This is a genomic window from Streptococcus sp. HMSC072C09 (assembly GCF_001813105.1).
Lineage (GTDB): Bacteria > Bacillota > Bacilli > Lactobacillales > Streptococcaceae > Streptococcus.
Window position 1 is genome coordinate 1 of the sequence record NZ_KV811511.1, and the last position, 222, is coordinate 222.

Annotated in this window: 1 protein-coding gene; it reads right to left on the reverse strand. The window is 41.0% G+C overall.

The genetic code is table 11. From position 1 onward, the window contains the following. On the reverse strand, positions 1–222 hold a 222-nt coding region (locus HMPREF2893_RS10445; protein ID WP_070676047.1), incomplete at its 3' end, for a DUF1827 family protein.

The following is a 222-nucleotide window of genomic DNA, read 5'->3' on the forward strand; positions in this document are numbered from 1 at the left end:
ATCAATCTTACGTTTTAAAAAGAACTCACGAATTTTTTCTACTTCAGTTTCACGAATAGCTCGGTGTTTGTTACTGATCAATAATTCATAGTGTGTTGGGGCCTGTGTAAAAACGACATCGGTATTGCCCGCGGAATAAACCTCGACAAGCAAGGCGTCAGTGCTGGCAAGTTGGCTTTTGACCAGTACAGCATGACTATTGGTGGTATTAATGAGCTTCAT